The organism is Prevotella sp. FD3004, assembly GCF_000746155.1.
GTDB lineage: Bacteria > Bacteroidota > Bacteroidia > Bacteroidales > Bacteroidaceae > Prevotella.
Map to the genome: position 1 here is coordinate 1 of NZ_JQKR01000002.1, position 9,113 is coordinate 9,113.

Annotated in this window: 6 protein-coding genes, 2 tRNA genes and 1 pseudogene; all 9 read left to right on the forward strand. The window is 48.5% G+C overall.

Annotated elements, in window-relative coordinates:
- Nucleotides 1-179: 179 nt before the first annotated feature.
- Entirely contained in the window at nt 180-1,532 is a 1,353-nt protein-coding gene (locus tag T325_RS00145) for a peptidylprolyl isomerase (RefSeq protein WP_036909453.1), read from the forward strand.
- A complete protein-coding gene (locus T325_RS00150; RefSeq protein ID WP_231622159.1) occupies nt 1,532-3,106 on the forward strand; it encodes an OstA-like protein in 1,575 nt (524 codons plus the stop codon). Before T325_RS00145 ends, T325_RS00150 begins: the two co-directional genes overlap by 1 nt.
- Nucleotides 3,103-4,962 carry a DNA mismatch repair endonuclease MutL gene (gene mutL, locus T325_RS00155; protein WP_036909444.1) on the forward strand — a complete coding sequence of 620 codons (1,860 nt, stop codon included), beginning with the start codon at nt 3,103-3,105 and terminating at the stop codon, nt 4,960-4,962. The genes T325_RS00150 and mutL overlap by 4 nt, the downstream gene beginning before the upstream one ends.
- Nucleotides 4,963-5,056: 94 nt before the next feature.
- Nucleotides 5,057-5,131 (forward strand) — tRNA-Val (locus T325_RS00160).
- A gap of 265 nt (nt 5,132-5,396) precedes the next feature.
- Entirely contained in the window at nt 5,397-6,704 is a 1,308-nt protein-coding gene (locus T325_RS00165) for a phenylacetate--CoA ligase family protein (protein ID WP_036909446.1), read from the forward strand.
- A 37-nt stretch (nt 6,705-6,741) separates the two neighbouring features.
- The gene (locus T325_RS00170) at nt 6,742-7,167 is read left to right on the forward strand and encodes an ACT domain-containing protein (protein ID WP_036909448.1); all 426 of its coding nucleotides are present in this window, start codon (nt 6,742-6,744) and stop codon (nt 7,165-7,167) included.
- 86 nt (nt 7,168-7,253) lie between these two features.
- Nucleotides 7,254-7,328, forward strand: a tRNA-Val gene (locus tag T325_RS00175).
- Between the two features lie 107 nt (nt 7,329-7,435).
- Nucleotides 7,436-8,782, forward strand: a complete 1,347-nt coding sequence (gene purB / locus T325_RS00180; protein WP_036909450.1) for an adenylosuccinate lyase — start codon at nt 7,436-7,438, stop codon at nt 8,780-8,782.
- Between the two features lie 50 nt (nt 8,783-8,832).
- Nucleotides 8,833-9,113 (forward strand): annotated as a pseudogene (locus T325_RS00185) (pseudouridine synthase); the annotation flags it as partial.

Genomic DNA, 9,113 nt, shown 5'->3' on the forward strand with positions numbered 1-9,113 from the left:
CCCGCCGATTACTCCGATGTGCGTACGCAGGTGGTAGAGGATTATCAGGCTTATCTTGAGCGTCAGTGGGTAGAGGCTTTGCGTAAGCGCTATCCCGTATCCATCAATCAAGAAGTATTGAAAACCGTAAATAAGCATCAATGAAAAGAATACAGTATTTATTAGGTGCTCTGCTGTTTATGCTCCCGCTGACAGCTGGCGCTGAAGAGAATGACTCCGTAAAGGTGGGTTCCGTTATCGACGAGGTGGTATGGATCGTGGGCGATGATGCTATCCTCAAGTCTGATATTGAGACCATGCGTATGCAGGCTGCAATGGAAGGTGTCAAGTGGGATGGTGATCCTTACTGTAAGATTCCCGAGCAGATAGCTGTGCAGAAACTGTTCAAGCATCAGGCCGAGATTGACAGTATCGAGGTGACTGATGCCGATGTGGCTCAGGAGGTAGAACAGCAGATCAGCTATTGGCTTGAGATGGTCGATGGTTCCCGGGAGCGCCTGGAGGAGTATAAGCATCAGCCCCTTTCTCAGATTCGTAACGAACTACGCGATGAGATGAAAGACCGTAAGATGGTGCAGCTGATGAAGCAGAAACTCGTCGAAGATATAGCTGTAACCCCTGCAGAGGTACGTCGTTATTTCAAGGACATGCCCGCCGACAGTATTCCTTACGTACCTACAGAGGTAGAGGTGCAGATTATCCAGCAAACTCCACGTGTTGAAGCAGAGGAGCTGAACCGTGTGAAAGAAGAGCTTCGCGAATATACCGACCGAATTAATAAGGGTGAGGCCACGTTCCAGACATTGGCACGACTCTATTCCGAGGACCCTGGTACGGCACGTCGTGGCGGTGAGCTTGGCCTGGTAGGCCGAGGCACTCTTGACCCTGCTTTTGCCGCTGTGGCTTTCAACCTTACCGACCCCAAGAAGGTATCGAAGATTGTTGAGTCAGAGTTCGGCTATCACATCATTCAGCTGATAGAGAAACGCGGTGATAAGGTGAATGTGCGCCATATCCTTCGTAAGCCTGTTGTCTCTGACGATGCGATTACGAAGACTCTGGGTCGTCTTGACTCTATTGCTGTTGATATCCGCAGCGGAAAGTTTACATTGGAGGATGCTGCTCCTATGCTCTCTGACGATAAGGATACCCGCAATAATAAAGGTCAGATGTCGAACAACGATCCGCAGACGGGCCATATCACCTCTCGTTTCAAGATGCAGGACCTTCCTCCCGAGGTTGCAAAGGTTGTTGATACTATGCAGGTGGGTCAGATATCTCAGGCCTTTACTATGATCAATCAGCGCGGTAAGACGGTGTGCGTCATCGCTAAGCTGAAGAATCGTATTGATGGTCATAAGGCTACAGTGACAGAAGACTTCCAGACCCTGAAAGAGGTTGTGCTCAACAAACGTCGTGACGAGCGCATCCACCAGTGGGTGGTCGATAAGATCAAAAACGTCTACACCCGTCTGAACGATAATTATAAAGACTGTAACTTCGAGTACGAAGGCTGGGGTAATATAAAATAATGAATAAGCGAGGGTTTCTCTATTTCCTGGCAGCAGTGCTGTTGATGGGCGTTGCTTCAGGTTTTGCCCAGAAGCAAAGGCAGAAGCGCCCGGCCCGAAAGGCTAAGGCACAGGATACCCGTGTGTATCTGGTTCATGCCGACGTGCTTCATTTCGACCAGATGCAGAACCCCGACGCAACGATTCTCAATGGTAAGGTTCATTTCACCCATCAGGGGGCCCGCCTCTATTGCGATAGTGCTTACTTCTATGAGGCCAGTAACTCTTTCGAAGCTTTCGGTCACGTCAGGATGCTTCAGGGTGATACCCTCTCGCTGGTGAGCGATTATGCCTATTACGACGGCAACGAACAGATGGCTAGAGCCCGTTATAATGTGGTGTTGAAGAATCGTAAGACTACGCTTTATACCGATAGTCTTGATTTCGACCGTCTCTATGATAATGCTTATTTCTTCGAAGGTGGTAAGATGATTGACGGCCAGACCACGTTGACTTCCGACTGGGGTGAGTATAATACCAAAAGTAAGATGTCGGTCTTCAACTACGATGTAAAGATGAAGTCGCCGAAGTTCTATCTCACTACCGATACTCTGTATTACGACACCCGTACGTCAATGGCTCATATCGTGGGCCCATCTGATATCTATTCTGGTGATAGCCATATCTATTCAGAGCAGGGCTACTACGACACGAAGAAAGAGCAAGCTCGCCTCATGAACCGCTCTGTGCTGTCAAATCAGGGTAAGATGATGGTGGGCGACAGCGTGTGGTATGATAGTCAGCAGGGAGTAAGTCAGGCTTTCCGTAATGTGGTTTATGTCGACTCCGTGAATCGCAATAAGCTAACGGGTAATTATGGTGAGTACTATGAGCACACTGGCTATGCCATGTGTACCGACAGTGCTGTTGCCATCGACTACTCTCAGGGCGACTCGCTCTTCATGCATGCCGACACCTTCAAGGTGGTGACGTTTAATATCGAGACTGATTCCGTTTATCGTAAAATCCATGCATATAATAAGGTGCGGGCGTACCGTACCGATGTGCAGGCCATCTGCGACTCGCTGGTTTATAACTCCTTGGATTCATGTATGACGATGTATCACGATCCTATTGTGTGGAATATCAATCAGCAACTGGTGGGCGACCGGATTGATGTCTACCTCAAAGATTCTGTCATCGACCGGGCCCATGTGACTGGAAACTGCTTCTCTATCCAACAGTTGCGTAGTGATACTACCTGTTATAATCAGGTGTCGTCGAAGGAGATGTTTGCTTTCTTCACCGATGGCCAGATCCATGAGACCCGTGCTGTGGGTAATGTGCTCATTGGCTATTACTTTGAAGAGGGTGACAGTATTCCCCTTATATATAATTATCAGGAGACATCCGAACTTCGCATGTTCCTCAAGGAGCGTAAACTCCAGCGTGTATGGACACCGAAGACTTCTGGTACCATGTATCCTCTGAATCAGATTCCTGCAGAGCGTAAGCGCCTTCAGGGCTTTGCCTGGTATGACGCTGTGCGTCCTGTCAGTCGTGACGATATCTTTAATTGGAGACCCAAGAAATGAAAGACGTCATACATCTTTTGCCAGATAGCGTTGCTAACCAGATTGCCGCTGGTGAAGTGATCCAGCGTCCTGCTTCTGTTATTAAGGAGCTGGTTGAGAATGCTGTCGATGCTGGTGCTAAGACTATCAACGTCATTGTGGTTGATGCGGGTAGAACCTCTATTCAGGTTATCGACGACGGCAAGGGTATGTCTGAGACCGACGCCCGACTTTCTTTCGAGCGCCATGCCACCTCGAAGATTCAGAACGCTTCTGATCTTTTTGCCCTTCATACGATGGGCTTCCGTGGTGAGGCTCTGGCTTCTATTGCCGCCGTGGCACAAGTTGAGCTCCAGACACGTCGCGCTGACGATGAGATTGGTACCCGTTTGCTTATTGCCGGGTCTAAGGTTACGGCTCAGGAACCAGTCTCTTGTCCTGTGGGCAGTAATTTCAAAGTCGAGAACCTGTTCTTTAACGTGCCTGCCCGTCGCAAGTTCCTGAAGACAAATGCTACGGAACTTGCTAATATCATGACGGCTTTCGAGCGCATCGTGCTCGTATATCCCGGTATCCATTTCACCCTTCATCACAATGGGGTAGAGATGCTCAACCTGCGTGCAGCCAGTCTGCGCCAGCGTATTGCCGATGTCTTTGGCAAACAATACAACCAAGACCTGTTGCCTGTGGAGGTTCACACAGCTATGGCCACGGTCAAGGGTTTTGTGGGTAAACCAGAGGCCGCCCGTAAGAAGGGTGGGTTCGACTACTTCTTCGTTAATGGCCGTTATATGAAGCATGCCTATTTCCATAAGGCCGTTATCACAGCCTACGACCGTATGATTCCAGAGGGCATGCAGATTCCTTATTTCCTCTATTTCGAGGTAGAACCTTCAGAGATCGACGTGAATATCCATCCCACGAAGACAGAGATTAAGTTCGAAAATGAGCAGGCCATCTGGCAGATACTCTCTGCCTCGGTACGCGATGCCATTGGCAAGTTCTGTGAGATTCCTTCTATCGACTTCGATACCCAGGGGAGTCCTGAGATTCCCGTGTTCGACCCCGTCAATGACTCTATTGTTGCTCCTAAGGTTACGTATAATCCCAACTATAACCCCTTTACTTCTGGAGCTTCTTCATCGTCGACGCCCCGTCCGCCGCGCGACTGGCAGTCGCTCTATGAGGGGATTACAGAGCCCAAACCAGAGCCCTCCGACCTTTTTGGCTCTCAGTCTATGGATATGCTTCCCGAGTCTACTGCCCCCTCAAAAGTGTCTAACGATATAGTGCAGTCGTCGGCCTTCTCAGACCGTTCTCCAGCCCACTATCAGTATAAAGGTAAGTATATTATGACCGCAGTGAAGTCGGGATTGATGATTATCGATCAGTATAGGGCTGATATCCGTATTCTGTATGAGCGCTATGTCAATCAGCTGAGCAGTCATACGGCCAGCACACAGAAACTTCTGTTCCCTGAGACTGTTCAGTTCTCTCCGGCTGAGGCCGTCACGATGCAGCAGCTACTGCCCGAGCTGACTGATATCGGTTTCGACCTTAGCGATCTCGGTGGTAATACCTTTGCCGTGAATGGCGTTCCTGCCGGCACTGAAGGATTGAACCCTGTAACGCTCCTACAGCAGATGGTGGCAGACGCCGATACTTCTTTGAACGCTTCTGTTCTACCGCAGACTTCGAATGTGGCTCTGACACTGGCAAAGAATGCCGCTATTCCTTATGGTCAGATTCTGGGCAACGAAGAGATGGAATGCCTGATTAACGAGCTTTTCTCATGTTCGAATGTCAATTATACCCCTGAAGGAAAAGCCATCCTTTGCATTCTTCCTCAAATGGAAATAGAGCAGCTTTTGGGTTGAAAAGGTTAAAGAATGTTATAGGAGTGTATTTTCTTTCCTATTCCTTCTTTGTTCTCAAAAAAACTCCCTACCTTTGCACCCGCTTACAAAGCAAGGGCGTTTAGCTCAGCTGGTTTAGAGCATCTGCCTTACAAGCAGAGGGTCGGCGGTTCGAATCCGTCAACGCCCACTAAAACGAAGCGCTTCACTTAAAAAGGTGAAGCGCTTTTTTGATAAACCAAAGACTATGAAATATGGAAAAAGATTTTGTGTTCGATGACGTCCCAACGACATGCAGGAGAGCTCTTCTTCTGCTGCATAAAAAATGTAATAATATGGAACGATAAAAATAAATGGGCTTTTATTTTGTATTCTGCCCGATTTGCATTACCTTTGCGCCTTGAAAGGAGTGAAGACGATACGAGAATATCAACGATAATACTAAATAAAAGACAATGATTTGGAATCAAACGATTGAGTGTATGGATCGCGAGCAGCTTCGCGAGATACAGAGCCGCAGGCTGGTGAAAATGGCAGAGTACGTGTATCACAACACGCCGTTCTACCGTAAGAAGTTCCAGGAGATGGGACTGGAGCCTGGTGATATTAAGAGTATCGACGACATTGTGAAGCTGCCGTTTACCAATAAGCTCGACTTGAGAGACAACTATCCCTTCGGACTGGCTGCTGTGCCCATGAGTCAGATTGTGAGAATTCATGCTTCGAGTGGTACGACGGGTAAGCCTGTAGTGGTGCTTTATACAAGAAAAGACCTGGCAATGTGGGCCGAGGCGATCAGTCGTGCTTTTACTGCTTATGGTGCAGGAAAGGATGATATCTTCCAGGTGGCATACGGCTATGGACTGTTTACTGGAGGCCTGGGTGCTCACGATGGCGCTACGAACATCGGTGCCAGCGTGATACCAATCTCTTCAGGTAACACTCAGAAGCAGATGACGCTGATGCACGACTTCGGCACCACGATTCTGTGTTGTACGCCCTCATATGCCATGTTCCTTGGTGAAGCCATGCAGGAATGCGAGTGGCCGAGGGATGAGTTTAAGTTGAAGATAGGTGTGTTTGGCGCTGAACCTTGGACGGAGAAGATGCGTGTTAAGCTGGAGCAGAGCCTTGGCATTAAGGCTTATGATATCTACGGCCTCTCAGAGGTGGCTGGTCCCGGTGTGGGCTATGAGTGTGAGCACCAGTGTGGAACACATCTGAACGAGGACTATTTCTATCCGGAGATTCTGGATCCGAAGACAGGGAAGCCTTTGCCTGAGGGTTCGTTTGGAGAACTGACCTTCACTCATCTGACGAAGGAGGGCATGCCTTTGCTTCGCTATCGTACTCACGACCTGACTGCCCTGCACTATGATAAGTGCGCGTGCGGACGTACCTTAGTAAGAATGGACCGCATCTTGGGACGTTGCGACGATATGCTGATAATCCGTGGCGTGAATGTGTTCCCGTCACAGATAGAGGATGTGATACTGAAACTGCCTGAATATGAACCGCACTTCCTGTTGACTGTGGATCGTGTGAATAACACGGATACCTCAGAACTGAAGGTCGAGGTGAAGGAGGAGTACTTTACCGACGATATGGCTACGATGGTCGGACTGCAGAAAAAGCTGGAGGCAGAGTTGCGTAGTGTGATTGGTCTGGGCTTTAAGGTGAAACTCGTAGAACCAAAGGGTATTGAACGCTCAGAAGGTAAGGCAAAGAGAGTGATTGACAAGCGTAACTTGTCGAACGACTGATTGGCAACCAAAAGTATTTAGAGATAAACTATAATTTATGAAGACTAAGCAATTATCCATTTTCCTCGAGAACAAGTCCGGGCGACTGACCGAGGTGACAGAGGCCCTGGGGGCTGCTGGTATTAACCTTTCCGCTATGAGTATCGCAGACAATAGCGACTTCGGTATTCTGCGTTGTATCGTATCGGACCCTGACAAGGCCTACAAGGTGCTGAAGGAGCAGCACTTCGCCGTCAAGATTACCGATGTGATAGGTTTCGTATGCCCGAATGTGCACGGCTCACTGGCTGTGGTGCTGAAGCATCTTTCTGACAACGGCGTATTCATAGAATATATGTACTCGTTTGCCAATGGCGATGTGGCTACGGTGGTAATCCGTCCTACGGATCTTGATGCCTGCGAGAAGATTCTGGCAGAGAAGAAAGTGGAGCTGATGGCTGCTAACGACCTCTATCAGTTATAAAATGAGTGGAATCTGCAAAATTTCCCCTCGGAAATTTTGCAGATTCATTTTTTCTTTGTAATTTTGCACCCGCAATTGAGACATTCGGGCGTTTAGCTCAGCTGGTTTAGAGCATCTGCCTTACAAGCAGAGGGTCGGCGGTTCGAATCCGTCAACGCCCACGACACAAAAGAACTCCTTTCCGCAGCCGTAGAGGTTGCGGTTTTGGGTTAAGAAAGGATAGAAAAGAATAGAAATTATCGATAATTTACAGGATTTATTTTTTAACATGGATTTAAGTTTATTGACAGCCATCTCGCCTATTGATGGCCGTTACAGAAGTAAGACCGAGCCATTGGCAGAATACTTTTCAGAGTATGCCTTGATACGTTACAGGGTACGCGTTGAGATAGAGTATTTTATTGCCTTGTGTGAACTGCCATTACCTCAACTTCAGGGAATCAACCACTCATTATTCGATCAGCTTCGTGACATTTACCGTAAGTTTACACCTGCTGATGCCCAGCGGGTGAAGGATATTGAGAAGGTAACCAACCACGACGTGAAAGCCGTTGAGTATTTTATCAAGGAGAAGCTTGACGCTATGGGCGGCTTTGAACAATTCAAGGAATTTATTCATTTCGGATTGACTTCGCAGGATATCAACAATACCAGTGTGCCCCTCTCGATTAAGGAGGCGCTGGAGCAGGTATACTATCCTCTGGTGGAGGAACTGATAGAGCAGCTGCACGATTATGCTGAGCAGTGGAAGAATATTCCTATGCTGGCTAAGACTCACGGACAGCCTGCATCACCTACCCGTTTGGGTAAGGAGGTGATGGTCTACGTGTATCGTCTGGAGGAGCAGTTGCGCGGTTTGAAAGAGACACCTATCACCGCAAAGTTCGGTGGTGCTACGGGTAACTACAACGCTCATCATGTGGCCTATCCCCAGTATGACTGGCGCGAGTTCGGCAACAGCTTCGTAAGTGAGAAACTGGGATTGGAGCGTGAGCAGTATACCACTCAGATTTCAAATTACGACTGGATGGGTGCCATCTTTGATGCTATGCGCCGTATTAACACTATCGTCATCGATTTGGACCGCGACTTCTGGATGTATATCTCGATGGACTACTTCAAGCAGAAGATTAAGGCCGGCGAAGTAGGCTCAAGTGCGATGCCTCACAAGGTGAACCCCATTGACTATGAGAATTCTGAGGGCAACTTGGGCATTGCTAACGCAATCCTGCAGTTCTTGGCAGCTAAGTTGCCAGTAAGCCGATTGCAGCGCGACTTGACTGACTCAACCGTATTGCGCAATGTCGGCGTACCTATGGGACACGCTCTGATTGCATTCCAGAGTACTCTTAAGGGCCTGCGTAAACTTATCCTCAATGAAGAGAAACTGCAGGAGGATCTTGACAATACATGGGCTGTAGTAGCCGAGGCTATCCAGACCATTCTGCGTCGTGAGGCTTACCCCAATCCTTATGAGACATTGAAGGCCCTCACAAGAACTAACGAGAAACTAACCGGTGAAAAGATACAGAACTTCATTGAGACGCTCGAGGTGAGCGAAGAGGTGAAGCAGGAGCTCAGAGCCATCACGCCGAGCACCTATACTGGTATCTAAAAAAGCCATAAACAATTATTTTTAGTATTTCATTTAAAAAGAACAAGACAATGGATTTCGAGAACAACGAGAAGAAACAGGAAGAAACACAGAACGAAGGTTTCCAGAAAGAGTATCGTCCGGGACGTTCACCACGTCCACGTATTCATACAGCACAGCGCCCTGCATATGATCAACAGCGCTCAAGCTATCGTCCTAGCCACGATGAAGGCGGTTTCCGCCCAGAAGGTTTTGGCGCAGGTCTTCAGAGCAACGCGCCTCAGCGTAGCTATCGTCCTCAGGGTGAGTATGGTCAGCGTCCTCAGGGTGGCTATGGTCAGCGTCCTCAGGG

Coding starts and splice junctions, on each gene's coding strand:
- T325_RS00145 (WP_036909453.1), top strand. CDS start 180: ATGCTCCCGCTGACAGCTGGCGCTGAAGAGAATGACTCCGTAAAGGTG.
- T325_RS00150 (WP_231622159.1), top strand. CDS start 1,532: ATGAATAAGCGAGGGTTTCTCTATTTCCTGGCAGCAGTGCTGTTGATG.
- mutL (WP_036909444.1), top strand. CDS start 3,103: ATGAAAGACGTCATACATCTTTTGCCAGATAGCGTTGCTAACCAGATT.
- T325_RS00165 (WP_036909446.1), top strand. CDS start 5,397: ATGATTTGGAATCAAACGATTGAGTGTATGGATCGCGAGCAGCTTCGC.
- T325_RS00170 (WP_036909448.1), top strand. CDS start 6,742: ATGAAGACTAAGCAATTATCCATTTTCCTCGAGAACAAGTCCGGGCGA.
- purB (WP_036909450.1), top strand. CDS start 7,436: ATGGATTTAAGTTTATTGACAGCCATCTCGCCTATTGATGGCCGTTAC.